The sequence below is a fragment of the Fischerella sp. PCC 9605 genome (assembly GCF_000517105.1).
GTDB lineage: Bacteria > Cyanobacteriota > Cyanobacteriia > Cyanobacteriales > Nostocaceae > PCC9605.
Genome location: NZ_ALVT01000034.1, coordinates 373,079 through 397,115 on the forward strand (window position 1 = coordinate 373,079; position 24,037 = coordinate 397,115).

A 24,037-nucleotide genomic window follows, 5' to 3' on the forward strand; every position below is an offset into this window, starting at 1 on the left:
GCTTTATGGGTTAGAGGAAGGTACTAACTCTGGACAGAAGTCTGCTTTTGTTCCAACACAATCTCCTTTTTCGATCAAGTATTTTTCTATCTCGGTTTTGTATTGATTTATTAAGCTTTTATGCTTGTTTGCCAAGCGTTCAAAATCTGCCAATGGCATACCGACCTTTCCAGTAAATCGAGGCACGGGATGCTCTCTCAAGTACTGAAGAATATCTAACACATGGCTCCCTTCGTGAAATCCTAGGCTCGTTCTACCGGTTTTTATATCCTCGGCTGTTGTTCCTCTTCCATATGCTGAAGGGGCATCAGGAGAAGTATCAGGTCTGTAATTTGTTTGAATCCAGACTTCATGCTTGTACTGAAAAGATGCTATCCGACCCCCTTTAGATATCCAAGTGATCTCGTCGGGCAATTTGTATTTTGTTTTAGCAGCACCTGTTAGTGTTGAGTCTGTTGTATCTGGCTTTATAGTTACGGTTAGAGCGCCAATATTATAAACAAATGGAGGTGAACCTAGGTTAATGCCTAGGGCAATTTCTAAGCTTGTCTGGTTGGCAAGCAGATTGTTAATATACGCTTTGACCGCTACATCGGCTACGCGATCGCGATACTTAATGAGTTGATTTCTGGGCAATGCTTTGAGACGAGCAATAATCTCTGCATCGGATAAATCTCTTTCTGTAATTGTGAAGGTATCAAAACGATAATTAGTTTGTCCGATTGTAGAAAATGTGTTGAAGAAGTCCCTTCGTTGAATACGGGGTTCTGGTATCTGCATAATTTGGTCGGCAATGCGATCGCTCGGTTGGTCGATTTTGAGTTTGGTTTGAATCAGAGAAGATTCTTGGCAACGAGGACAACCGCCGCCACAAGCGCAACTGGATTGGCGCTGCAATGCCATACTGGCTGAAGACCTAGGTTGATCGGGCATCCGCAGCAGGGGAATAGATTTGGTAGTTTCCCTTTTTCTGTGGGAATCTTGTTTGATTGCAAGCGATCGCATAGTTTGATTACTCTTGAGGTTTACCGAAATGCCTTGTTGAATAGTTCGTCGAGTTTGCCAGGTAAACCTTTGATATTGGCTAAGTCAACGTTGATCATCACCTGGAAGCCTGGGGCAGTTTCGGCAGGTGTTGTTTTGGGTAAACGAGCTTGAGTAATTGCGAACCCACCTTCAGATGTTGGTGTAACTTCTGGCAACGGACTGACGGTTGAAACCGTGCCAGCGCTTAGACTAATTCCCTGGTAGATTTTCAACTTGAACATCCCGCCTGTGGGTTGCAAGTCCTTGGTGGCTAGGTCATACTCAAACTTCAAATCAAAAGAGGCATCAAGGGGGGGGACTTTTGGATAGCGTTTTCGCAATAATTTTAGGTAGGGTGTCAATGTCAGGGTGGTGCTCAAGTCTAACGTTTTGTCATCTTTCGCCCCTGCTTCAGGTCGCTTGAATTTGAAACTTGATAAAGGCATGTAGGGAATCCAAGATAGGGGAGGCACTATCAGATTCTTGCCATCCATGAAATCTACTACCCTCTTTCTGCCTTGTTTATCGGCAGCGAAACCGGCTCCTAGCGTCCCTAAAGTCACCGCGCCAAAACCGATCGAGACTCCCTTTTCTGTGGGCGATAGGCTTTGCCATGTGTTCTTTAACTCCTTCGTCACCTGGGTTGTCACTTCTTTCTTGAGTTCCTTAAACTTTGGGTTTTTAGAGTCAAGACTATCAACGACAATATCTAAACCTTGCTGAAGTACTTTAGCAGCGTCGGTTTCCTCCTGCTTGGGTTGAGCTGCCTTTTCAGGATCTTCCTGGTTTTCCTCTCGCTGGAGGGTGTGAGGTTCACTTCGCTTGGTTTGCTGGACTGTGTGGACGAGTTCATGGGCTAATAATCTCTTGCCAGATAGTGTTTCCGGGGTGTATTGTCCCTCATCAAATACCACATTCTGTCCCAAGGTATAGGCTCTTGCATTGAGCATCCGTGCTGAGGCGATCGCAATTGGATCTGTATGTACCCGCACTTGGCTGAAATCTTTCCCCAAGCGGGATTCCATGAACAGCCTGGTCTGAGAATCTAGAGGAGATCCGGGCGATCGCAATACTTCATCCACAATCGACGGTGCTTGAGAGACTCCTGTTTGATGGGTGGGAGGCGCGATCGCCTGCCTCTGAACCATCTCCTCTTCTTCCTCTTCTTCCTCCTCAGTTTCCATCTGACGTTGAATAGTTGGCTCTGGCATTCGCATCACCTCGTCGGCAATGCGATCGGCTTCCTGCTCGTATTCATCTCCCGGTTCGCCGATTTTGAGCTTGGTTTGAATTGCAGCAGTTTCCTGGCAACGCGGACAACCACCACCGCAGGCACATCTGTTACTACTGCGTTGCAGTGTATTTTCCAAAAGCCCGCTGCGGCGCTGGATTAAAGGGCGACTAGCATTGTTCAGTCCGATCTTCGCCGCTGACTCTGGTTTGTTCTTTGTACTCAATGCCAAGTTCATAGTTACTCTCCTAGCTGGCTCTAGCTGGGATTTTCTGTTTCTGGCGGGGTAGATGTTTGCTCGCTTGCTTCCCGTTGTGAATCACGCGGCGGCTTGCAAGAACTTGCTGCTTCTCCCAGAATGATGCGGATGTAATCGACTTGCCCCAACTGAGGGCTGATTGGTCGTTTGTCAGCATGAAGGAGGAATCCGCGCCTGTCCAAAACATGAACAAACACAAAGTTTTGTTGAGTGCTAGCTGCACCTATAATGTTTGTTAGCTCATTGGCTCTGGCTTCGGAAGCGGTATAACTAAATAAGAAATGACCGTCCCGATCGGTACAGGCATAGCCCAATTGTTCAATCCACCTACCCCGCTGGTCATAAACAGCCACGGTTAGATTAGGCACACCCCTGAGTTTGCTATTCAAAACATGACCATGCAGAATCCAGGTATTTTCATCTGCTTTGGGAATATCTGTCTTGCTGCGCTGAATCTCTACTGATAAATTGCTCGTCAAGACTCGATTCGCCTCTATTTGCTGTGATAGCTCTAAAACGCGGGGATGATCTGCACCCAGTTTCTCACTCAGACGCGCCTGTTCCCGTACCAGGCTAGTAGCCTTAATGTTGCGGACTCTGTGCAACTGTTCCAAACCTTGAACACGCAAAGGGTCAGCACCGGACACACCTGATTCTAGTACTCGCGATACCTCGTCTAGCGGAATAAAATTATTTTCTCCCCTAATTGCCATAAAATCCTCCCTAACCTCGTCCAAAGCTACCCAATATGCTGGTGTAGCGTTCACAAATGTCTCTGCTGAAGAGTTCCAACAACACCGTGTTAGGTTGGTTCACCACCATATTTCCCCAACCACGGATCAGCAAGCAGTGGGTTGACTGATTATCTGTGGTCATATTCATTATCCCCAATGTAACCGCAGAGAATAGCGCATTGAGAATGCCTTCCTTAAAACGGTTATCACTAACCCGAACCGAGAACCCAAACAGTATTGCCTGGGACAGCACAAAATCATCAAGCAGGCTACAGTCACATTGGTTATTGTGAAAGCCTATATCATCCAAGCTCAAAATCAAGATTGACGATAAGGACAGACTCAAACCCGTCTCCAGCAAATCCAGGACACACTGATTGTTACTAAACAAAACATTGCCGTTAGCCAGGATTTGACCGAGGCGCAGATCATCCAGTCCCCTTTGAGGCATCATTACGGTATTATTACTCACTGTCGGTACATGAGTCATATACCCCAGTTGACCATTTCTGACAGCCAAGAAGGCTAGTAACTGTCCATAAAGCTCGTTGGACAAGCCCAGATTCAGGATTGCCACAGTAGAAGCGATAAACGACGGCGCTGGAGTTTTGAGAATCACGCCTCGGCTAGTAAATTGATTCCCCACCACTGAAACTGCCCCCAAAGCAGTGAGGGAAAGTGCCTGTCCCAAGGGTACGCTGACAATATTGTCATGCACTTTGATGGCTGGCATCCCATTCTGACCAGGTAAACCCTGTCGAAATAGGTCGACAGGAACGGTAGGAACAACACCAAACACAATATTAATCCCGCCGCGCCGTTCATCTTTGGCAGCATTTGCAGGTTGATTGTTCTTAGCACCGTTATTTAAAATCCGGTTGCGGGAGATTTCAATACCCTCGCCATGTAGAATAAAAATGCCGCATATCGGCTCCAAATGATTGAGACCGTTGTTTTCAATCACGTTATCCCAAATTACGAGGTATGATCCATCGGCTAGAGCAATACCGCCATAGCCCATGCTGTTAATCATGTTTTGGGGGATGTCTTCCAAGTCGCGGTGCAAGCATTGGCGAATCTCGTTGCCGACGATGGTGAGATAATCAACGGTGATAAACTCATCTTGGGCATCGAGATTGAAAAAATGAATGGCGCTAATGCCACTCAAGCCCATGTCGAAAATGCGGTTGCCCTCGATGTGGATGTCTCGTAGTGGTGCACCTGCGGAAAATTCGGGAGTGCGATCGCCTCGATCGGGAGGAATGTAAACGCTACCTGGTCTTTTTGGTCTACAGGGGTCGCCAACATCAATTGCCCAGGCGATAAATACACCGATGTCCTTGCCAGTTTGGTCACGGATGACAACGCTACCAAGGCTGATACCATGACCCATACCCCCCTGGATCAGATTATCGATCACCCGCACTCGCTCACTCCCACCGCCCAATTGCAAGCCACCAAGTCCGGCTGTGGCTTTTAGTGGTGTGCCTGCTACAAATGCTGCTAAAGATGGAGATGAAGTCGTTTGCTGCTCAGGTATAACATGAATCACGTTACCCTCGATTAACGAATCCTCACCCACGAAAAATATTGCAGGCCAGGAACTGGTAACATCTTTCATTTGAATGCGGCAGTCGCGGATAGTGATTAACTCGCCTACGTGGGTTTCAATGGCGCTGCGGGTGACAGCTTGGATGTGCAAATCGGCAAGGGTAATTTCCCGTGAGGGTCGCTGTCTAGGGGCGCTGATATTTGCAATCGGAACTGGCTCGGTTAAGTTGTTGTCAATTAGGATACCAATACCCGTATCATCGGCGGTAATGGCTAAGGACTCGATGTGGATATTTTGAGAAACTGCGATGTGGATTACAGGGTTGGGAGTTGCAGAGGTGATGTGGCTGCGATCGCCACAGCCTCTGATAGTAATATTTTGCTTATCTTTTATCAGTATATTCTCGGTGTAGACTCCAGGCAAAACGCAAATTTGACCGCCAGCAGCAGGCAAGTGATTCACTGCCTTTTGGATAGAATCAAAATCACCGTGACCTTGCTTACCGACGCTGTAGGTACAGCAGTTGCCTAGCCGCGTCAGTGGCTGGAAAATCCGCCGACAATCCTCGATTTGACCGTCGGCAAAGGAAATCTTACGGTTAGCATTCCAACTCAGAATCGCCAACGGCACGCGATGGTAGTGGATACCTTCAGGCGGTTGCTTGTGGATTAAGATTTGTGGATTACCAATTTCCCCCGCCCGGACTGCAAAAGTCCAATAGTCCCCCGGCATATACTTATCTGGGTCGGCAGAATCAAATGCCAATTCAATCCCATCACCTAAAAGATTCGGGTTAGGTGCAGCAAGAAAATCGCTAATCTTTTTGATACCGTTCCATAGACGAAAAAATACATAGTTGCCAGCAGCAGGAATTGCACCGAAAATCGGCGCATTAGGTAGTTGCAGTTCGTTGCCATTCAGCGTCACTGTGGCACCATAGGTTACTTTCCAATACCCTAAACTTTCATCATACTCAATCGCTTCCAGATAGAAGCTACTCCAGCCAGAGGAGGCGATCGCCGACAAATTGCCAGTAATCCTAACTTTGTTATCCTTAAATTCGCCCCGCCCCACCAGTCCGCCGTTGAACTGAGACCATTTAAACATCGGTGGCGTATTGCTGTTGACTTGGGCAATCTCGATGCGATACAGGTTATGTTCAAATCCGGTGTATCCTCCCCCAGCAACTACCGGACAATCACCATTCTTGGAAATCGGAGGTTGTAAGGAAACAGTTAACTTACCTTTGTTGTCAAAGTTGTCTTGGAGTTTATCGCTAATATTGCTACAGGTATCTTGATTATCCAACCTCAGCAACTTCAGAGCTATTGCCGTATAAACTCTTTCTGTTGTGTCTGGCCCACCCAATGCCGGTTCGATTAGCCGATCGGGTATTTGAAACCCATTGATGGCTTCCCGCCAGACTTCCAGAATTACTGCATCCCGAATGCCGTCACCTGGAGGTTGAGAAGGCGGTTTTAAGTAGGTAGCTTGCCTGGAAACTTTTGTTTTTTCGTCCAAATACACCAACCAACCATCTGCCCAGATTCTGCCTGATGCTAAGGTAAGTTGGACTTTGCTATCACTATCAACCCCAGCCTCTAGGACTTTAAACGCATCCGGTTGATCGGCGGGAACGGCTGCTACTCCACCACCAATAATGTCTTGACCTGCTGTATCTTGCCAGTTATTTGTTATCCGTGTTTGAGCATTCCAGTCAGTGTCAAGCAAAACTTTGCCCTGTTGTTGCAGAACTCCATTAAAATTATCTTTTTGCTCAAAATACCAGTTAGAAAAATCGCCATCCATCTCAACCTTGCCCTCCTTAAGTTACCGGGATGAGAATTGGTCTGATCCCGATTGGCATGAATTCGCGGTAGCGAATTTGCAGATTGCGCCATTTATGGGCTTCTAATAAAAAACCAAAAGCACCCATTGCATCGTTATTTGATCCGCTTTCTCGAATGCGCTCATCAGTAGTATCCGCAAGTTGACCGTAAGCAGACTCACCAAAAATTTCACTGACAAATCGCAGACTCGCTTCCGTTCCCTTAACACACCCAATATTTTGCGGCAGGCGATCGCCCTTGCCAGAAAAATAGCTGAACTTAATACACCCCTTTTGGTTATTTAAGACTTCCAAAGCGTGAACCCAGATTCCGCCTCTACCACTGATGCTTTCTACCCGCATCCGACCGAAGACTGTGATACCGCTGATTGTGGTGGGTGGCCCCCATTTGTTTGCCGGATCGCCAGTGCCGGAAACGGCAAAACCATCACCGAGAGTAACTTGCACACCTTTGCCAGCATCAATAATGGAGTCAGTGAGAAACAGTTCGTAGCCAGTATCAATCAATAGCGGACCAGTAATGCTCCGTTGCACAGAAATTTCCGGCGTTTCCTTGAAAACAAATTCTTCCTGTGGATTAGCAAATCCATAAGGTTCGCGCAGATTCATCGACGGATAAATCTCAGTGCGCGTGCCTTCTGCTGTACCATCTAGTTTTCTGCTACCTCCCGGATCGAGGGTGCAATTGATGATTTCCAGCCTGTGCAAAGCGACTCTGGCAATCAGCGGCTCTTTATCCTTCCAAGCATTGCCCCGCGTGACGTACAACCCTTCCAGACGGACTGTCAGTCGTGAGATTGCCGCATCCAACTGTTTTTGTTCTTCCTCGTTCGCTCCTATCACCTTCTTGGGACGAAAACGCAGTGGATGCACCAGCCGAATAATTGGTCGCTGATTACTAGCAGCACGGATAATTAAAGAGCGATTTAAGGGCAGATTCGCACCGCCATCTTCGTCAACTGCTCCTGTAATAGCACTGATATCCAGGTCGTAAATCCTACTGTCCATGATTTCAATCATGACGGGCACAGATAAATTTACGGCCTCATTGAGAACAGCGTGTAAAACATTCTCGGTTTCACGGAACTTAACTTCCCGCCTTTCCACTTGTTCATCCTGCCATTTTTGGGGAGCCGCAGGGCGCGATATGGGATGAGCGCCGACGGGGCCCAGCGCACCATAGGTATAAGTCAGCAGTAGGCGATTAACTAGAGCATTGGCTTTGGCATTGCTATCAACGCCGATCGCAATCCTGCCAATCACAGGATCGATCGCAATTTCAAGATTGTTCAGAGGGGGTTGCAAACCCGCTTCCCAAGCGCACAAGTTAGCACCTCTAAACATCCAATCTTCATGACCAAATGTCGGTTCTGGTAGGTGCAGTTGCAAACCCGTTGTGGAAATGTTCAAAGTCTCTTCTAAAGTTGGACTGTTGGGGTCATAGGTTTCGACGGTCACGTATTTGCTAGGAGCGCCTGCGGCGGAATTGGTGGTTAAACGCGGCGTAGGAATAGGACTGGGAGTTTCGTCAATTAAAGACACTACAGGCGGTCTGAGGTTGGGATCGAAGCGGTTGATGTTGAACAGCCGCACGGGTTGTGCCAGAGGATGGACATAAAAGCTGACAACAAACTTTGCTTCTGCGCCCACCGCTGTAGCAGTTTTATCAATCACTTCTTTCAATACGGGTTGGGAAACGTCTATGCGGTAAGCTGTCAACCGCCAGAGGAAAATAGCTAAGTTGGGCAAGTTGTATCGAATATTGCCTAAAGCTGGCGGTTTGAGGTCAGGGGTGTGGGCAAAGGGGTCAAAAGCTGTGTTTAGCAAACTTAACATTGCCGGATCGCGCAAGGTGATGGTTCCCCCTCGGATTACCGTGTGCCTGCTTACGGATGCATAAGGTGCTTTACCGCCTGCATCCGGTCGCTGATGGTTGAGGTGTTGGTGCCAGAGCAAATTTTCTCTTAACTCAACGCAATGTACACCCCAGCGGGTGAGGTCGTAGGTGAGTAATTCAATCGCGCCTAAGGTTCCTTTGCGGCGACGCAGTGCGATCGTATCGGCAACATCGGCGCGTAGTGTCCAGGCATCTCCTTGAAGATGACTGGTTCCGAGCAAATCACCGATGTAAGGAATTACCCAGTCATCACAAGTCTCGATAAAAAAGTCGTGATAGAGAGACTCGATATTTTCATGAATTGCACCAAACGCCGCTTCGACAAGAGCAAGATAGTTTTTTAGTTGATATTTTGGCTCTTGCTCCTCATCTTTAATTTTGTAAATCTCTGGCAGGCGATCGTAGAGAGGGACATGCTTGTTGTTCATCTCAACATACCTCCTTGGATGGAGCTAGGGAAGTGAGCAGATTGAGATGAGCTTTGTGGAGACTTAGCACTTTATCTTGCTCACAGGTGACGACGCCAGGCGGGTTGAGGACACTAGGAGAGTGCAAAGTTAAGGGATTCTCTGCGTAACCCAGAGAACTCAGGGCATTGACTTGCGCCCACACCACACCCTCGACATTTTGAATAGTGGCTTCGATGCGGGTGGCGTATTCGTGCTGTCCGAATTGACGTTGCCGCAGTCCCAACAATCCGGCTGAGCCATCAATGCCGTCGCCTTCTTCGCCAGTAACACCCAGCGCTTGTTTAATCGCTTTTTTGACTAGTTCCTCACGGAAAGTTGGGTCAATCGAAGTGATCGCATCCAGATAAATGTATTGCAAGTTACCCCGAATTACTTTGATCGGGAAACGCTGCGCCCCACGACAACGGTTGTAGTGATTGAGGATGCGTTCCACCTCATCGGCTTCTTTTTCTCTGCCTGTTGCCATGAGAATGGTAAGCACAACGCTGGGAATATTATCAACCAGTTGCCAAGCGGCGGACACTTTAACAACGCCACCGATGGCGAGAGTCTCACTTTCAAAATCTTGCAGACTCACAAGCCGACCGAGGCTTTGAATCTTGCCGGGAGCCGCTTGTTTGGCATTTTCCCCGGTTTCTGGCTGGGAGCCGCCGGAAACAACGCCTGGTAGCCAAATTTTCTCCAATCGCTCTAGTTTGCCTCCTGCTTGCACGGTGGTTTCTTCCTGCAATGCCCCATGCGCCCCTATCCCCGTGCGATATTTGGCAATGACATTTTTTATACCTGAAGGTAGGCGCGAGCTGGTTTTGCCGTCGCCAAATTGCACCCAGCTTTCGCCATTGGCATCTTCCTGGACAATGTAGATTTCTTCTTGAGAACCGCGATTAAAGAAGGAAGGAACCCGCCTCCACAGTCGGTCATTGACGTAAATTTGTAATTCGGGAACTTCTGGTGGAGTTTCACCCACCGAATTGAGATAAGTTAATGGTGACTTTGGCAGTTTGAAGGTTTGGAAAGCTTGGCGACTATCACCGTTTCCCAGGATAGCTTCTTTTTCAGTGTTGCCTTGAGTCGCCTCGATTAAGTTGCCATAGACGGTGACGTTGGGATTTTCTAGAGGAAAATCTTTGAGTTCAAAGACAGACAGAGATGGATTAAGGGTGAGTTTTCGTAAGGTGACGCGGTTTTTATCGTCGGTGTTGCTGGGGTGAATGGTGATGACGACCTGCTCACTTTGACCATCACGGGTAAGTAAGAGCGATCGCCGATCCAATTTCTTATAGGAATCAGCATCACCATCATAGTAAAGTTGAGATTTGTCTGCGGTGTCAACGGCTTTGCGGACAGATTTGAGGATAAATTTCTCGCCAATCACCTCCTGAAATTCCACGCTGCGAATATCGGTATAAATCAACAACGCGAGGGCAACCTCTTTATCCAGTTCAACTACTGTCGTACCTCCAGTGATAGCACCGAGTTTGCCGCTTGCTGAACTCACCTTAGTGATTTTTCTTTCAAAGAAATAGGTTGGTTTCGCTGGTGAATTGTCATCAATGAATTGCAGGCTGACCAGCATAGTTGAGCCGATGGAAATATCTGCAACTTCACTGTCTAGGGGAAAAGACTGCAAATTGGGCAATTCTGGCGTATAAACAGCACTAGATAAGATAGTAGAGTTTATTGTGTTGGGTAAGTAATATATAGGGTGGACAAACGCAACCTGTGGTGAAGATTGATACATAATTTCAGGATATTCTCCGACTCTGCTCCTGAAATCCACATCTTTTTGCACAGCTACACTACCCTCAAGCACCGTTTCTTTCGGTGGTGCATTGTAGCCGAAATGCCGAAATGACCTGCCGAGTTTGTAAGCTGTAATCTCATCGTCAATGTCTCCTCCCTGCCAACTGCCCTCAATGGTAATTTCGGTTTCGCCTAAGAGTTCGCGGGTGTTCTCAACTACCACAATCTGTCTTGCAGTTTGGGGATTTGTCGAGGACGCTACCAACATCAACCTGTCACCCTCGTTCAGCTTGAGGTTCATATCGCTCAAATCTGAGGTGGCGATCGCAAATTTTTTCGTGCCATTGGTAATATCTGGATGATAGGAGGGGCGATATAAATAAAATTGCGAGAGTGCTGGTTCAGCGACAAACTCTTGCACCGTTTCAAATTCCGCTGGTTTGTCCAATCCCGTCACTTGCGCCTTCACCGGGAAACCCGCCGGCACTACCACTGGTTTGTTTCCCCTAACTCCAAAGGCGAAAGTCGCTTTGCCTCCCACACCTGGCGAGAGATGGTAGCCAACAAGCCGCACCAAATCTGCAATACTTTCTCGCCATTGGGCTGTTCTCAAAAAAGCTTCATTGGCGTAAATTTCTTGGTAGAAAGTGAGGATATCACTGAGAATTGCTGCACCTTCTAGTAAGGCGATCGCTGGATCGTCAGGTTCCCTATGCGTCCAAGCTGCCAAAATAGCAACTTTATTTAAGTTCCGCAACAATGCTTCTCGAAAGTCGGCATAAGTACCAATGCGGTAGTCGATGTGAGACAATCCAGGCCGATTGTAAATTCTCTTGGGAAATAGTAGCGGCTCTATGCAATCATTGCGACAGTCAGGTTTCATTGCCGACCTCCTTTGACATCAAATTTGATGAATCCTTCTTCCATATGGTCGGGGTCGTTTTGCACCCGGATAATTTCATTGGGGCGTAAGTTGGCAATCTTATCCGTCCCTGGTGTCGGTTCATTCCAGCGCCGCATCGTGACTGAAATAACGTGTTCCACTCCTTCAGTAGACTGCACCCGTCCTTCAATTTGGCTGGCGTGGAGTTCTTGCCCGAACGTCCAGCGGTCAGGATGAAAGAAACCCATTCTGCCATCTGGTGTAAAGCCGTCGGAAAACTCCTGTTCTAAGACGAATTTGATATCCTCAACCCAGTAATCGGGATGAATGCACACAGAAACATAGATTTCCAACGGTACAAATCGAGGGGGACGAATTTCTAAGTCTTCACCGATTAATCTGACAGCATCTAAATGTCTGGCAATCTTTTGCCGCAATTCCTCTGTTAACGTAGTCATGCCTACAGGATCGATGGCAACCTGCACAGTACGCCAACTCCCAGTCCAGGCGTATCTTGCCGCAGCCCTGGAAACCTCTGGAAGTTGTTGGGCGCGGTTAACGTAATCTGACAGCGTCACTGCCCGCAATTGCTGGAAGCGATAGGCTTCTGGGACACGGCGAATAATCTCGGCTACAGGTTCGGGTGGTCTGCCATTGGTGACATCGAACGGGTTCCAAACTAATTTCACTGACGCCTTAGCTGGATCGAAGTGGGTGAGGGTATCTGCCCCAACATTGCCCTCAAGTCCTAACCCAACTTGATACTCACACTCAACCCTAGCTTTTTCCGGAAGCCGCTTGCCATTGACTTCATTACCAAAACGAATTAAGCTGCGTCCTTCTTCATCGGTTTCGACAATAAAGCGATCGCCTTGTTCGTCGCTGTCATCACTGTGAATTAAACTGATAACTTCGTCCCAAGGGTCACTACCACCAGCTGTTATCACCGTTACCACCAGTGTTGATTTGGGAGGTATTTCGCCCCCAGGGGGAGTATTTTCATAGACCAGCGGTTCGTTATTAGGCAATTTGCAAATTGTCCCCCAGCGCTCAGTCCGTTGATAATGGAATTGATTGGCAGCTGTCAGCGGAGTCTGTGGATCTAAAAAAATAGCGGTACGCGGACGACCGTGATAGACTTCCACCAGATTCCCATGAAACAGGGAGATATTTTCAACTTTGCCCGTGGGACAATCAATAGTGAAGCAGTAATTGGATTTCAGCTTGTCTTGCTCCTCCCACCAAACGCGGACTAACCATTCTTCCGTCACTGGATCTTGCAGTGCTTCGGCTCCATCCTTACCAGAAAGCAATTTCAGCAGTTGTCGTTTGGCGGGATTTCTGCCAGGTTCTTCTCCAGTCGCTGGATTTCGCCACTCTTGAATCAATAGATAGCTAATCTTGCGACTGCGAATTAAATTTTGGACAAATTTTGCTGCTGCTTCTCCACCTGTAGTCAGCTTTAAATCAGCGGTGGTGCTTCCAACAGCTAGGGACGGAATCGAATCACTCCAGGTATACAGCCGCATTTCGTTGAGCAAATGGTGCATATCTGGGGCGTAAATATTGAGTTTCTCTTCCCGGTTTTCCTTAACTTTTTTAACCTTAACTTTTTTAACAAAGAAAACATGTTGGTTATCGTTGTCAGTTATTAGCCATTGCTTGCCTTGATCTATCACAGAAACATTAACATTAACAGAAAGTGTGAAGCCTTGATTTGCAAATTTGACTCGTAAATTATTCGAGATATTATTGCTGTCTAAATCAGTATGAAATGCTGACGCAACGCTAAACAGCGATCGCGTTTCCTGGCGAGTCATAAAGACAACCGCAGACGGATTATTAATATCATCTTCCGTCCCCACCAAAAAGCCTTTGGGCATCACGAATATCGCGCCATCGGCAACTTTTACAGCTAACCAAGTACTTGCCTGATTACCTTGATGAATGTGGTAATCCATCAAACGCGCATGACGAGCCAGTGAAACTCGCTGGCGTGCCGTACCAAGATAAGCCTCATTCATGACTCTATCTTGATAATCACTTAATTCATCTGCCGCTGCACTGAATAACTCCAAAAGCACCTGATCTAAGTCGGCTTCACTGGTTGGTTGCCAACCGGGAACCCGTTTGCTCATGGCAACAATCATCGTGTGCCGAAAAGAATCGTAATCTTTGGCGAGGTAATCAATTGCTGGGTTTTCTTGGGGTGCAGATGCTTTTTCCCACTCCGGAGCACAATCAGTATTGAAGCATCCAGGACGGAATTTAAAATTGATTTCGCTAAAAATTGGATCTATTTTGGGAAAGATTTGAGTATTGATGCTGAGGGTATAAGTTGAATAATCGCCAATTGGTTTAACAGTAAGTTTTAAAATAGCTTGGGCTGGTTCTGGATCTACAGCGATCGAAATAACTTGAACTTGTCCTGTTGCTTCACCCGCTAATAGGCGATGACCGCCAAAAATGGGGAATTTACGGCTGATAGATGCAGGATTGTTGACGAAATCATCAAAATAGTTTTTGTTATAGAAATACACTTCCAGTAGAGCCAAATCCGCTTGTAAGCTCACCAATACTAACCTGATGCCATTAGGAAATGCGAGACATTTAATAATCTCAAATTGTAGAGCTTGGGAAATGTTATAAATCGGCTGATTGAGAACGTATTTATTGCCCTCTAGTTGATAAAAACTTTTCAAAAAAAGGTTACAAGCTCCGGTAATAGAATCGACTTTTGCTTGAGGAATTTCTGTTGGCACTGTATATAATGCTCTGGCTCTTTCTTTCAGTGCTTCTTGATTTTTAATCGCCATTGCTATCCCCCATCCCTTTGAAATCTCATAATCCTTGTATCTTCAGTTCCAGCAATTCGGTATTTAAGCTCTACCTCAATTTTTTCGTTTTCTATATTCACTGTCAGATCTTCTAAAGCGATCCGGGAACCTAGCCAGCGAGAAATTGCTTGAGTCAGCATTGCTTTTGCCATTACTCCAGTATTTTCACTGGCATTTTCAAATACTAAACGCCTCACACCACCACCAAATTCCGGCAAAAAAGCTCGTTCACCGAGATTGGTTAAAATCAACTGAATTAACTCATCTTGAACGTGTTCTTCTAGAGAAGAAACTTGAGCCGCCCGTCCGTCATTACCAATGCGAAATGGAAAAGATAAATGTTTATTATTTGTAAGTTTCATTATTAAGTTAGTAGTTGCATAGACCCGCAATGTGCATCTGTATATTAGGATTTAGTAGTGATAAAATGAGAGTTTTGTCCTCTATTTTTTATCGGGAAGATACCTTAATTTGAGTGTTAACGATAGTGGCTATCCCCTGAGTAGCTCCCTCGGCATTAATGCATTTACCAATGCTGGTTTTGACCAGTACAGCAGTGCCATTTACTGTTACTTTTTCTCCTCCAGCCGACCATTCAATTCGCACACAAGGAGAGTATTTCGTTCCCACGGTAAATGGACAGCCAGCAACAGGATGAATGTCTGTTTCCAACAACACAGGGGTACCATCAGCAAAGACTTTTGTATTCTTTGTAAAGAGTATCGCTTGCCCGCCGTGAGGACATATAATTTTGCTTTTTATAGTGAGGTTATTTCCTGGCATTAGCCCACCTTCTTGACTTCAAATGCACCATTATTGATATTCACACCGCTTTTTGATAGCACAATTTGGGTAGAGCCGATTTTGAGGGTAATGTCATTATCTGTCATAGTGATTTCTGCACCTCCAGAATGAAGAAATTGCAGCTTTTTATCACCATCATCGAGAATTATTTTGTGTTTCCCTGATGTCGCCAGAACCCTAGTATCTTTATCACCAGGCTGAGGAATTTCTCCTTTTGCCCACCAGCAACCACTCCAGATGGGACAAGAAGGATTCCCAGCTTCAAATTCGATCCAAACTCCATCACGTTTTTCAGGAAGCATGACAAAGCCGTGATTCTTCCCAGCAAAAGGGACGGAAGGTAATGCCCACGGTGAATTCTCCTCTCCATAAACAGCGGGAACCTTGGCAATAATTTGACCGAGATGTTCACCTTCACCCACCTCCTCAACAATGCCGCGATATTTGCCGAAATAACAACAACGTTTGTATTCCGCTAGTTCGACGATGAGTTTTTCTATGTCTGCGTTAACCATCAGAATATCGACCTCGCTAAATTTGCTATACTGCTGCCAACACCCTGAGAACGGGCATTCCGCTTGAGGGTGAAAGCTTGAGAATAGTTAGAAGCTGTTAATGTATGGGTAACTTTGCTAATCAGATAATTGCCGCTTGAGCGTTTATTTGCACCCTGCACCGTAACTACGCGATAGGGTATGAGTACGCCTGTGTAACAATCGGTGAGGATATTACCTGTACCATCGAAAGCGTAACTCAAACGCTCCGCCTCGGCTTGTACCAATCGATCTAGATCTACAGTATCCTCCTCACAGGAATGCAGGATCTGGGTTGCTATGTTCGCTGGTTGTTGAAATGCTTGTTCGTCTCCCAGCAAGTCAAGCTTTCCTAAATCAGATGTGCTTTTAGTTATAGTCTTATCCGTGATACTGAGGGCAAATGCCTGTACCCGCGAAGGTTGCTGGGCATTTTTGTGCTCATTAAATGTTTCTACATTGCGTTCTGCTCCTAGTAAAATCAATGGGGGTAGTTGGTCGGGTTCTGTGGGAAACTTCTTGAAACACCCGATACTCTCACCAGGTTGTTTTCCTGGCAGAACATAGGCGTGCATTCCCTGGCGTCTGGCGATCGCTCGCAACAGTTGCATTTTTGTACCCCGTTGTACTACAACTGGCGTTTGACCGCTATTGGATGGGCGAGTTGTTTCAATCTCAGTTGAGGCTATCTGCTGGACTTGATCAAAGATTTGACTAGCAATCTTGTGGTCTAAAAAATTCTCGAAGCGGAAAATTTCGTCTTCCTGATTCAGGTAAATGCTGTCATCCTGAACCGTAAGGGCGATCGCACTCCGCCCCGGTTCTGAACTCATCTGACGCTGGAATCCGACGATCGGCCCGTCAATTAATGGGACAAATTCTGCATCTCCAACTTTAATTTCCACTCGAACACGAGCAAAGTCAGCCATGAAAACCTCGTCTTCTCCAGTCCAATTGCCCTTTTCATCAGTGCAAATGGGAATTTGAATACTGGCTTCCCATGCCATATCAACTTCCTGTTCCACAGTGATATCTTCCACCCGATCCAATTGCTCACGGGTAGCAGGCTTGTTGTCGAAAAACATTCGGTAGGCAATATCAGGCATTATTTCACCGGAACCTTAATTACTCGCAGTGGTTGTTTAACTAATTCATTTGCATCCAACTCAGAATTAGCATCGGCTATATGCCAAAACATTGTTGGGTTTTGATACTGACGTTGAGCGATGATATCCAGACGGTCATTGCCCTTAATTACGATAGGTTCACCATTCACATCGGCAAGTCTTCTCAAAGTCAGCGCTTTGACTGTCCGACCGTCTTTGATAACAATATCTACGACTTTTTGACGAAAATATCTTGAGGTTTCTAAAAACATTTATCCCCCTGAATACAATTTTTTTATGAATTTATAATGACTAAAATGGCACTAATTCAATTGCTGCTTGCACAGTGTTCGCTAAATTCAAAGCTGCTTGAGCATCCTTGGCAATTTGGGAGTATTTCAGTGCCCCTTTGCCAACTTTATCGTTAGAACACCTGTCGATATGATTAATAGTCTTCAAACTCAGAGAAACTTCTGCTCGAACGGGATTCAGTAATTGGTCGTATTGTTGCTCAGTAATGCTCATGGATTGAATGGTTACAGGCAAAACTTTGGTTGCACCCCAAATAAATAGAATCTGTGGATATTTTTTTCTAGGAATTGGTTGCTCAGAAGAATCGCCACCAATTCCTAGAGCATCACCAATTGCATCGATTGCTGCACCAATAAAGCCACCATTTTCGCTGGGATAAACCATTTTTTCTAAGGCTGCTAGTTGCGGGCCAATTCCCAATGTTAACGCCAAGATATTACCTGAATTCAATTGTTCAGCGGCGTCAAATTCAGCTTTGAACGAGATTGTCTCGGTGGGAATTTCGCCAGCCTGATTCGTCTCCCGCGCCGTTCTACCGCTTGGTCTTTGAGGGATTTGGATGGCACGTGACATTGTGTCGGGATTGAATTGAAAAATTACAACGTTGGGTATTGGCCCTAGAAAATCTGTACCATATTCAATTAGCGCTCCCCTTAAATAAGGCATTGCTTTTATCCCCCACCATTCTGATTTTGGATTAATCCGCTTGTTTATCTATCTCCAATTTCCTGTACAATTGCCTGAGTTACTGCACTGGTGATCGCACTTTTTAAGTGATGAGAATTTTGACCATTTGTAGATTTGATGTTACCCAAATTAATAGAGTCGATATTGATAACTTTATCTGGTGTAAAAAGACTTTGGTATTCAGCAAGTCTTACCAGCAATTCCTCACCCAAACCTGCAACTAAAGTATGGGCTGAATCATCTGTAACTCCTTGAAGGCGAATTGCCAGTCGATCAATAGTAATCTTTGGACTTTTCATTTTCAATTCCTTCGATAATCTTGGCGTAGGAGCCGAATTGCTCCAGACTCACAGAGCGATGTAGTTTGTCATACTCCCGTTTAATTGCCACAATCACCCGTTCCATAGTTAATAGTGGGGACTGGTTATGATTGGGAGTTTGTAAACAAGCATTGAAAATAATCGAACGGATATGTCCGCCAGCTAGTTGAAATTGTCTAGCCAGAAAATCAAAATCTAGTTGCGAGGCATCAACTTGATCGGGAATAACTCGCATCCAAATTTGTTTTCTTTCCAGCACATCGGGCAGTGGAAAATCAACTATGTAACGCAATCTCCTTAAAAAAGCTTCATCCAAATCTTTCTTACGGTTTGTTGCCAAAATTGCCAAACCTTTAAACCGTTCCATGCGTTCTAGCAAGTAACTAATTTCTAGATTTGCGTAGCGATCGTGAGCATCTTTTACTTCGGTTCGCCGTCCAAACAAAGCATCAGCTTCATCAAAAAAGAGAATTGTGTCTGAGATATCTGCTAAATCAAACAGCCTTTTGAGATTTTTCTCGGTTTCGCCGATATATTTGTTGACAACCTGAGACAGGTCGATGCGGTACATGGGCAGATTTAGCTTAATCGCCAGAATCTCAGCCGCCATTGTTTTACCTGTACCAGGCGAACCAGCAAACAGCACGGAAATGCCACATTCATTCCAGGCTCTAGCCGTTCCCCAGCGATAATGAACTTTGGTGAGGGACTTCATCGCCTGATAGATTTCCTCGAATAAAAGTTTTTGTTTGGGAGGCAGCACCAATTCTTTTTCTGTAAATCGAGGCGTGACAGACTGAGCTAATTCACCGATATCCAGATCTAACTCGGCTCTGCACGCTGCGATTAAATCGGTTTCTGTAAGTTGCCCGGTATGTTCTTGCAATCCTGCACAGATTGCCTGAATAGTTTGTTTTTCGTAGCGAAATCGGCGAGAGCATTCGGCAATAGCTTTGTCTAATGCCTGGTTTGGAGGCGAGAGTGCTTGCTTCCAGCAATTAATGCGATCGCTATAGGATAAGTTTGGTACATCAATTATTGGCAGCAGCAGACTTAAGGGAATTTCGGCTAGATCCTTGCGTTCGCGAATGCCGAGGAAAATTGTCACCGGAATCGATTGCAGAGACAGCAGGTAGCCATAGGGATGAGATTTTTCGCAGGTTCGAGTGCAAACAAAATCGTCAGGTATGTATAAATCTACGCCATGCAACCAGCACAGAGTCGCCACAGAACGCAAATAATCGCTGCTGTCGCATAAGGTTGGATTTCCCTGGAGTTCTACAATCTGTCTTTGGGTGAGTTGAGCTATTCCCTGGATAATTTCGGCGTAATCTGAACCACTTGCACCCCGCACGGGGACGATACGTAGGGCATCATTGGGTTTGGCATTCAATCGGTTGGCAACTATACGGGTGCTTTCAGGCAGACGGGGACAATCAATAGTCAGAGGCGCTAAAATCTGGGGGAGTGACGAATGGGGAAACAGCAGGCGGTTGGCAATTAGGGGGGGTGTTGTAATTGGACTGTGCCAATCGATGGCGGCTTGAGCATGGCTGGATTGTTGCAACAATCCGTAACGCCATAATGAGTGAGCGGGGTCTGCGATCGCCAGCACCTTTTCTGGCTCATCCCACAGTTGTTGAGCCAGCGCCAAAGTAGGCTGTGTGGCATTTACATCATTTAGGCAAGCAGCAATGACTTCTCCTACGGCATTATCAAAAGCCACTGCCAGTCCCAAAGCCAAAATAAACGCGGCAGTGTCATCTAAATTTAAGGTTGCGACTACCCAACCAAAAGACCCCCTTACCACTGGATGCTCAACATGTGGCAAATCTACCCGCAGCTTGTCGGTTAAATATTTGCCAGTTAGATCGGTTTGGTAGAATTGACATTTTTGTTCCCAGTAGCGACTCATATCGAGACTGGCGGTTAATTTGTCACCGATGTTAGGCAGTGCAGAATTAATTGATGGAATTAGAGATGGGGAATTTTCCCCCTCTCCCCCTCTTAATTGCCGCCAGCGCCAGCAAATCTCTCGTCGCAATCTAATGGTGACTTGCCGCAGCCAATAGTTAGCACAGACATCCTCAGCAAGTAGACCAGGCGAAAAGGTAATAAATTCTTTTTGGTTACTGAATGTGTTCATGGTACTACTAGGTCTACTTCTGGACTATTTTTTGCTTGCTGACCGTTCACCCTGAGAATCACCCGATACTTGCCTGCGGGTATGGGGTTTTCCTGTTTGATAGGTACGCGCCTGTGAGTTTGGGGTGTTAATGTTGCTAACTCATCAAACAGCTTCACGACGCTGCCATTTTGATACAGCGCTACAAAAACGTCATCTTCGTCTGTTCCCAGTAACTCACCCGTCAAGTCAATGTTGCCGTAGATTTTCGATGCTGGATCTCCTGGGTTTACACGAGCAAGGTTATTTGGTACGACGCTAGTCAGCAGTGGTAGGAGGTTGCCCACCAAAAGATTGCTGGCACGCTTGCGTCCGTTGGGCAAGGTTTGGATTACAGACACTGGATGGCTGCCAGCAGAAATAACATTCCCGCCGCTAATCGTGCCATTTATCAAGCATTGCAAGGTATCCGATGACTGTCCGGTGATAGGTAGTTCTATAGTGCCCAGACGTACAGACAAATTTGCCAGATTCAGGTCGCTTCCTCGAAGGGTAATAGTGTCTCCGGGTGTAAATTTTGGAGGAGCGATCGCACTCAGCGTTGGCCCGCCAAAGGGAAACACGGAAATCTGGATTCCCTTTTCACCGATGACCTCGTTAGCGAGATAATCAATTCCCACCAATAGGGAATAAGACGACGGTTCGCTCGTAGCAATCATTACAGGTCTGATTTGAAAGGCGACGGAACAGCGGTATTTCTCCTCCGAACCCTGCATTAATTTCGAGAGCAGATCCGCCGAAGCCTCATCAAAGGTAATCTTTAATACTTCAGGATTATCTTTAAGGGCGTTGAGTGTAGTTAGAGAACCGCTCAAAGGCAGAAAGGCCAGTTCTTGCAGCGCCCGCATTCCTTCGCCCAAGAATTCATGAGCTTGGATAGTATCACTTTCTCCTTGCTCATCAAAAGCAGTCAGCAGATACTTCAACACCAGCCATAATGGTGCAGGTTGTCCCTCATCCAATGATTTATTTCTCAGGCTGGCGTCTAACTGAATCTCATAAAGAAACAGATTCAGCCTGGGATTAGTCACGTTAGGGGGTGGTTCTGGCTTACCAACGGTGACATCGTTTACTGTCACACCTGGATGAACGTGCAGGCGATCGCGCAACAAGCGTGTCACTGCACCAATAGCTTTTCCTGTATCTGCAAGTGCCATTTTGCACAATCCTATCTCAGTCTCAGATAATGTCGGTTCAGTCTAGAACTTTGAGGTTCTGGCTTGACAAACGGTTCTGATTGTGTATTCAAAGTCATTGGTTTAGGAAGTTCCTTTGGAGGTTCTTCGATGGTGATACTAATCGTGCCAATCGATAGGCTAAACTCTTGAACTTCCGGGATTGGGAATTGGGGAACTCGGGGCCCCCACGACCGCAGGGAGTGGGGATTAGGGGCAATGGGGGTTGGGGATTGGGGATTGAGGATTGGGGGTTGGGGATTGGGGGTTGGGGATTGGGAACTGGAAAATATGGAATTTTGAATTTTCTCCCCCTCTTCCCCTCTTCCCATCTCCCTCTCACCCCTCCCCTCCTCGACTTCTGGCGTTCCCGTCACCCAGTCGCGCACCGCCTGCCAATACACCTGCTGAATTTCATAGGAGTTAACTTGCTCAGAAATTAAAGGGGATGGGAAATCGGCTTCTGTGCTGTCTGCTTGAGTTTCCTTTGTTAGGGTTTCTACGGTTGGAGGTGTATCAGTTATACTTCTGCGGCTGCTGTTAGTAGACACTACTTGGTTTATTGATTCTCTGACAACAATGTCCGGCTGTGGACGCAGGTTTTCTGATGCAGGTTGACTTTCTTCGACGTTAACAACTGTAAGTTTTGGTAGATCCGAGTGCGGCTGCAACTCTGGTATCCTTTCAGGGGAAAGAATATTAGGTGTTGGCATTGTCTCGGGTTTTGGGGTATTTGGCGGCAAGCGATTGCTTTCTACCTCTGCTGTCAAATCCTCAGTCATCAGTTCTGGTTGAGCATTAATTACTACGTCTTGCTCAATCTGCATAGGCGTGACTGCATCGTTTCCCGCAAAACTCGTAGCCGACGACGGTTGAAGCACTTCCAAAGTACCGTCGCTAGTGCCTGCGATCGAGATTCCCGTTTGTTGAAGTACTCGCGCAAAGTACCCGCTCATCGATTCTCCTCCTTCTCAATCAGAGCTAGATATCGAGAACGTCGCCAAGCCGGAACGGCAAACACCTCTGCTTCACTCCAGTGATAATGTGATGCCAGACGATGCACGCTTCTCAATAGATTTTCTTGAGCGTGGTGCAATCTTTGCAATGACAACTCACCTAAATCTAAGCCGTGTTGATTCTGCGTTTCACAGTAAGGACAATTCACCAGCAACGTAAAATTCACCAATGGATCTAAGTCAGCCATTGTTTCATCAATAGCTTGCACCCACTCGTCCGGTACAATACCTGCTGGCAGGAATCTGGATTTTTCATGCTCTGCAAGCAAATTTTGAATCATCACCTGCACCGCCGCTTTTTCATCTGTGAACGATTGACTCAGCCATTGCAGTTGCTCGCGTCCCGTTGGTTTTCTGATAGCTACGCTGTCGTTTCCTATCCGCACCCTAAGTTCCATCTGAGAACTTTGCTGCTGAATCTCAATTAATTCCTCAATTGTTAAATTGATTTCCATCTGCTGGCGACACGCCTGATTTAAGCAGCGAAAGCTCACAGTTAGTTCAGATGCACCTGCAAGCGTGGCAAGAATTAACAGACATTCAGTGCGTTTGCCAATTTCCAGTTCCCAAAAGAAGTTACGATCTATTCTCCGGGTAGCACCGAAGGCATCACACCTTTTGCAATTGCTATCTCTGGTACAACACTCTAGAATCTGTGTTTCCAAGTAAGGGCGCAATTTCTGGTTGAAATCGATATTTAGATCTTGTTCAAACCAGCCAAAAGGACGGAGAAATAAATTGCTAATAGCAAACTTGTCTTTTATTTCTTCAGGGATTGCTGGAAAGGGGTGCTGTCTATCTGTGTTGCTGGAAAACATTTGAATTCCCCAAGGGGGTTGACCAATCACAACCAATCTAAAATCCAAAATCCAAAATTGATTAGCTAGCTGCTGGAACTGGGCTGGCCTCATCCGGTTCTTTTGTATCTGGATCGCGTTCCCAACCTTCAATTTCAATCTTGATGCTCTCAACCGCAATGGCATTTGCACTGGCATCTAGGACGGGAACCGCTGTGAACTCGCTCACCCAGCATTTATGCAAAAAATAACGCAGGGCGACGTGTCCTTTTTCGTTCATCACCTCCAGGATCAACTCTTTTTTGTAATTCACCAAGTCCATCGCCGTGTCACCTGCGTAAGGATGCACCATGTTTGCCCACTTTTCAAATTCCAAATCGTGGGTAATGCCTCTTTCCATCGTCACGGCGTCGTAGGTAGTGCGCCCTGGCGACTTGGTATCAGTGCTGTTATCACCCCCTGAGCGATAGGTAACAACTTGTGTAGTCCGCTTGAGGGCGCTGACTTTAGAAACGCCTAAAACAGTTTTGCCATCCACCGCCGAAACGACCCTAAACTTATAATTTTTGTACGGATCTACGCGATGGGCATTCTTCGGAAATCCTGTAGCCATTAGTTGTC

Annotated in this window: 19 protein-coding genes; all 19 read right to left on the bottom strand. The window is 46.4% G+C overall.

Annotation, left to right across the window (positions count from 1 at the left end; all coding sequences use genetic code 11):
- Window positions 1–3: 3 nt before the first annotated feature.
- The 19 genes from FIS9605_RS0102225 to FIS9605_RS0102315 all read right to left on the bottom strand — a co-directional run bounded on the left by FIS9605_RS0102225 (window position 4) and on the right by FIS9605_RS0102315 (window position 24,029).
- Window positions 4–1,005: a hypothetical protein gene (locus FIS9605_RS0102225; RefSeq protein WP_026731129.1), complete on the bottom strand. Its 1,002-nt coding sequence runs from the start codon at window positions 1,003–1,005 to the stop codon at window positions 4–6.
- Between the two features lie 20 nt (window positions 1,006–1,025).
- Window positions 1,026–2,495 (bottom strand): eCIS core domain-containing protein, encoded by a 1,470-nt coding sequence (locus FIS9605_RS39670; protein WP_051469903.1) that lies wholly within the window; start codon window positions 2,493–2,495, stop codon window positions 1,026–1,028.
- A 20-nt stretch (window positions 2,496–2,515) separates the two neighbouring features.
- Window positions 2,516–3,283, bottom strand: coding sequence for a hypothetical protein (locus FIS9605_RS0102235; RefSeq protein ID WP_155960336.1), 768 nt, complete (start codon window positions 3,281–3,283; stop codon window positions 2,516–2,518).
- On the bottom strand, window positions 3,240–6,611 hold the full coding sequence (locus tag FIS9605_RS0102240; RefSeq protein ID WP_026731131.1) for a DUF6519 domain-containing protein: 3,372 nt from the start codon (window positions 6,609–6,611) through the stop codon (window positions 3,240–3,242). Before FIS9605_RS0102240 ends, FIS9605_RS0102235 begins: the two co-directional genes overlap by 44 nt.
- Window positions 6,612–6,627: 16 nt before the next feature.
- Window positions 6,628–8,976 (bottom strand): hypothetical protein, encoded by a 2,349-nt coding sequence (locus FIS9605_RS0102245; protein WP_026731132.1) that lies wholly within the window; start codon window positions 8,974–8,976, stop codon window positions 6,628–6,630.
- Between the two features lies 1 nt (window position 8,977).
- Complete coding sequence (locus FIS9605_RS0102250) at window positions 8,978–11,644, bottom strand: hypothetical protein (RefSeq protein WP_026731133.1); 2,667 nt, start codon at window positions 11,642–11,644, stop codon at window positions 8,978–8,980.
- A complete protein-coding gene (locus FIS9605_RS39675) occupies window positions 11,641–14,460 on the bottom strand; it encodes a baseplate J/gp47 family protein (RefSeq protein ID WP_051469904.1) in 2,820 nt (939 codons plus the stop codon). The genes FIS9605_RS0102250 and FIS9605_RS39675 overlap by 4 nt, the downstream gene beginning before the upstream one ends.
- Before the next feature lie 2 nt (window positions 14,461–14,462).
- The gene (locus tag FIS9605_RS0102260) at window positions 14,463–14,843 is read right to left on the bottom strand and encodes a GPW/gp25 family protein (RefSeq protein WP_026731134.1); all 381 of its coding nucleotides are present in this window, start codon (window positions 14,841–14,843) and stop codon (window positions 14,463–14,465) included.
- A gap of 88 nt (window positions 14,844–14,931) precedes the next feature.
- Complete coding sequence (locus tag FIS9605_RS0102265; RefSeq protein ID WP_026731135.1) at window positions 14,932–15,264, bottom strand: hypothetical protein; 333 nt, start codon at window positions 15,262–15,264, stop codon at window positions 14,932–14,934.
- A complete protein-coding gene (locus tag FIS9605_RS36030) occupies window positions 15,264–15,800 on the bottom strand; it encodes a phage baseplate assembly protein V (protein ID WP_026731136.1) in 537 nt (178 codons plus the stop codon). Before FIS9605_RS36030 ends, FIS9605_RS0102265 begins: the two co-directional genes overlap by 1 nt.
- The gene (locus FIS9605_RS0102275; RefSeq protein WP_026731137.1) at window positions 15,800–16,924 is read right to left on the bottom strand and encodes a hypothetical protein; all 1,125 of its coding nucleotides are present in this window, start codon (window positions 16,922–16,924) and stop codon (window positions 15,800–15,802) included. The genes FIS9605_RS36030 and FIS9605_RS0102275 overlap by 1 nt, the downstream gene beginning before the upstream one ends.
- On the bottom strand, window positions 16,924–17,196 hold the full coding sequence (locus tag FIS9605_RS36035) for a hypothetical protein (protein ID WP_035139292.1): 273 nt from the start codon (window positions 17,194–17,196) through the stop codon (window positions 16,924–16,926). Before FIS9605_RS36035 ends, FIS9605_RS0102275 begins: the two co-directional genes overlap by 1 nt.
- A gap of 40 nt (window positions 17,197–17,236) precedes the next feature.
- Window positions 17,237–17,902 (bottom strand): hypothetical protein, encoded by a 666-nt coding sequence (locus FIS9605_RS0102285; protein ID WP_026731138.1) that lies wholly within the window; start codon window positions 17,900–17,902, stop codon window positions 17,237–17,239.
- A 44-nt stretch (window positions 17,903–17,946) separates the two neighbouring features.
- On the bottom strand, window positions 17,947–18,222 hold the full coding sequence (locus FIS9605_RS0102290) for a hypothetical protein (protein WP_026731139.1): 276 nt from the start codon (window positions 18,220–18,222) through the stop codon (window positions 17,947–17,949).
- Window positions 18,197–20,389 carry an ATP-binding protein gene (locus FIS9605_RS0102295; RefSeq protein WP_026731140.1) on the bottom strand — a complete coding sequence of 731 codons (2,193 nt, stop codon included), beginning with the start codon at window positions 20,387–20,389 and terminating at the stop codon, window positions 18,197–18,199. Before FIS9605_RS0102295 ends, FIS9605_RS0102290 begins: the two co-directional genes overlap by 26 nt.
- On the bottom strand, window positions 20,386–21,585 hold the full coding sequence (locus FIS9605_RS0102300; RefSeq protein WP_026731141.1) for a DUF4255 domain-containing protein: 1,200 nt from the start codon (window positions 21,583–21,585) through the stop codon (window positions 20,386–20,388). The genes FIS9605_RS0102295 and FIS9605_RS0102300 overlap by 4 nt, the downstream gene beginning before the upstream one ends.
- A gap of 11 nt (window positions 21,586–21,596) precedes the next feature.
- Window positions 21,597–22,559, bottom strand: a complete 963-nt coding sequence (locus tag FIS9605_RS0102305) for a hypothetical protein (RefSeq protein ID WP_026731142.1) — start codon at window positions 22,557–22,559, stop codon at window positions 21,597–21,599.
- The gene (locus FIS9605_RS0102310) at window positions 22,556–23,530 is read right to left on the bottom strand and encodes a hypothetical protein (RefSeq protein WP_026731143.1); all 975 of its coding nucleotides are present in this window, start codon (window positions 23,528–23,530) and stop codon (window positions 22,556–22,558) included. Before FIS9605_RS0102310 ends, FIS9605_RS0102305 begins: the two co-directional genes overlap by 4 nt.
- On the bottom strand, window positions 23,499–24,029 hold the full coding sequence (locus FIS9605_RS0102315; RefSeq protein WP_026731144.1) for a phage tail protein: 531 nt from the start codon (window positions 24,027–24,029) through the stop codon (window positions 23,499–23,501). The genes FIS9605_RS0102310 and FIS9605_RS0102315 overlap by 32 nt, the downstream gene beginning before the upstream one ends.
- Window positions 24,030–24,037: the final 8 nt, after the last annotated feature.

Bases quoted from the DNA above. Each gene is read 5' to 3' on its own strand.
- FIS9605_RS0102225 (WP_026731129.1), bottom strand. From the start codon at position 1,005: ATGCGATCGCTTGCAATCAAACAAGATTCCCACAGAAAAAGGGAAACT.
- FIS9605_RS39670 (WP_051469903.1), bottom strand. From the start codon at position 2,495: ATGAACTTGGCATTGAGTACAAAGAACAAACCAGAGTCAGCGGCGAAG.
- FIS9605_RS0102240 (WP_026731131.1), bottom strand. From the start codon at position 6,611: ATGGATGGCGATTTTTCTAACTGGTATTTTGAGCAAAAAGATAATTTT.
- FIS9605_RS0102245 (WP_026731132.1), bottom strand. From the start codon at position 8,976: ATGAACAACAAGCATGTCCCTCTCTACGATCGCCTGCCAGAGATTTAC.
- FIS9605_RS0102250 (WP_026731133.1), bottom strand. From the start codon at position 11,644: ATGAAACCTGACTGTCGCAATGATTGCATAGAGCCGCTACTATTTCCC.
- FIS9605_RS39675 (WP_051469904.1), bottom strand. From the start codon at position 14,460: ATGGCGATTAAAAATCAAGAAGCACTGAAAGAAAGAGCCAGAGCATTA.
- FIS9605_RS0102260 (WP_026731134.1), bottom strand. From the start codon at position 14,843: ATGAAACTTACAAATAATAAACATTTATCTTTTCCATTTCGCATTGGT.
- FIS9605_RS0102265 (WP_026731135.1), bottom strand. From the start codon at position 15,264: ATGCCAGGAAATAACCTCACTATAAAAAGCAAAATTATATGTCCTCAC.
- FIS9605_RS36030 (WP_026731136.1), bottom strand. From the start codon at position 15,800: ATGGTTAACGCAGACATAGAAAAACTCATCGTCGAACTAGCGGAATAC.
- FIS9605_RS0102275 (WP_026731137.1), bottom strand. From the start codon at position 16,924: ATGCCTGATATTGCCTACCGAATGTTTTTCGACAACAAGCCTGCTACC.
- FIS9605_RS36035 (WP_035139292.1), bottom strand. From the start codon at position 17,196: ATGTTTTTAGAAACCTCAAGATATTTTCGTCAAAAAGTCGTAGATATT.
- FIS9605_RS0102285 (WP_026731138.1), bottom strand. From the start codon at position 17,902: ATGCCTTATTTAAGGGGAGCGCTAATTGAATATGGTACAGATTTTCTA.
- FIS9605_RS0102290 (WP_026731139.1), bottom strand. From the start codon at position 18,222: ATGAAAAGTCCAAAGATTACTATTGATCGACTGGCAATTCGCCTTCAA.
- FIS9605_RS0102295 (WP_026731140.1), bottom strand. From the start codon at position 20,389: ATGAACACATTCAGTAACCAAAAAGAATTTATTACCTTTTCGCCTGGT.
- FIS9605_RS0102300 (WP_026731141.1), bottom strand. From the start codon at position 21,585: ATGGCACTTGCAGATACAGGAAAAGCTATTGGTGCAGTGACACGCTTG.
- FIS9605_RS0102305 (WP_026731142.1), bottom strand. From the start codon at position 22,559: ATGAGCGGGTACTTTGCGCGAGTACTTCAACAAACGGGAATCTCGATC.
- FIS9605_RS0102310 (WP_026731143.1), bottom strand. From the start codon at position 23,530: ATGAGGCCAGCCCAGTTCCAGCAGCTAGCTAATCAATTTTGGATTTTG.
- FIS9605_RS0102315 (WP_026731144.1), bottom strand. From the start codon at position 24,029: ATGGCTACAGGATTTCCGAAGAATGCCCATCGCGTAGATCCGTACAAA.